Origin of the sequence: Microbacterium oxydans, assembly GCF_900095745.1 — a bacterium.
Classification (GTDB): Bacteria; Actinomycetota; Actinomycetes; order Actinomycetales; family Microbacteriaceae; genus Microbacterium; species Microbacterium oxydans_B.
Map to the genome: position 1 here is coordinate 1 of NZ_FMIR01000001.1, position 1211 is coordinate 1211.

General features: G+C 69.3%; 1 protein-coding gene. It reads right to left on the reverse strand.

What is annotated here, in order from left to right; translation table 11 throughout:
* Positions 1–189: 189 nt before the first annotated feature.
* A complete protein-coding gene (locus tag BQ2383_RS00005) occupies positions 190–1161 on the reverse strand; it encodes a hypothetical protein (protein ID WP_140403270.1) in 972 nt (323 codons plus the stop codon).
* Positions 1162–1211: the final 50 nt, after the last annotated feature.

The window sequence follows — 1211 nt, forward strand, 5'->3', positions numbered from 1 at the left end:
ATGACATCGCGACGCCCACCACTCTCGCCGCTCGTCTCGCCGCCTTCCACATCACTCCGCCCTGACCCTCGCCGCCCCATCGCGACGCCGAGTGCACGGGTTGTTGACGAGTGCACGGGTTGTTGACGTGAATATGCGGTGCGCTCGGCGGCAAGCCGTGCACTCGGCGTCGCGATGGGGCGGCGAGGGTCAGGGCGGAGTGATGTGGAAGGCGGCGAGACGAGCGGCGAGAGTGGTGGGCGTCGCGATGTCCTCCGACCCCCACCGGGCGAAGCGCCACTGCGTGCGACCCCGGATCCAGTCCTCACGCTGCTTCTCCGCGAGCAGGACCTGCTCGAGCGTGCGCCCCGAACGCAGAGCCTCGTCGAGGTACTTCGTCTTGCCGTCGAACTCTCCGAAACTGCGGACATCGGCGAGCCCGAAGTCCACGAAGTAGCGACTGCCGCCGGGCCCGTCCACCGGCACCTGCAGGTCCGGGGCGGCGAAGCCGAGTCTGTGCAGATGCAACCGGCTCACACTCTCACCGGGAAGCTGCGCCCGCCCGTCGGCGAAGTCCGCGACCCACCGCGCCTGACGGATTCCCCGCGCTCCCCCGGCGCCGGTCAACCTGGCCGCGAGTTCACGACGCCAGGAGAGGACGGCATCCATGTCCCACTCCCACTGCCGCTCCGCCATCTGGCGCTCCGCAGCATCCGCCAGCGCCACGGCCGCGGGCGGCGTCACCGTGCGGATGAGGTCGAACACCGTGCGCGACAAGGTGGTGCACCGGATGCCGTCGCGCACCGTGACGTCGGAGATCGGGAGCGGAGCGACATGACGGAACACGTCCGGCGCACTCGAGATCCTCCGCGGCGACGGAGTGGTCATATGGACACGGGCGAGGCGCATCGCGTGCAGCGGCAGCCCCCACAGCACGGCCGCCGATGCATGGGACATGACGGCGGGCCCGCTCGCATCGCGAGCCACAGCAATGACGTGCGCGTGGTGCCGCTGTTCCGGCCGCAGAGGCTCACGATCGACGGCGTCCATGAACCACCCCCGCCGGACGCCGAACAGCACTCCGCTCTGCAGCGCGGCGGCGATCCCCCGATCTGTCCAACCGTTCAGAAAGAGATCTGCCCGAGATCGGACGAGCTGGGCGAGAACAGGCACAGTTGTCATCGGCATGCCTCATAGTTCTGCCCTCCCCCGTCTCCACACCCCTTCTCCCC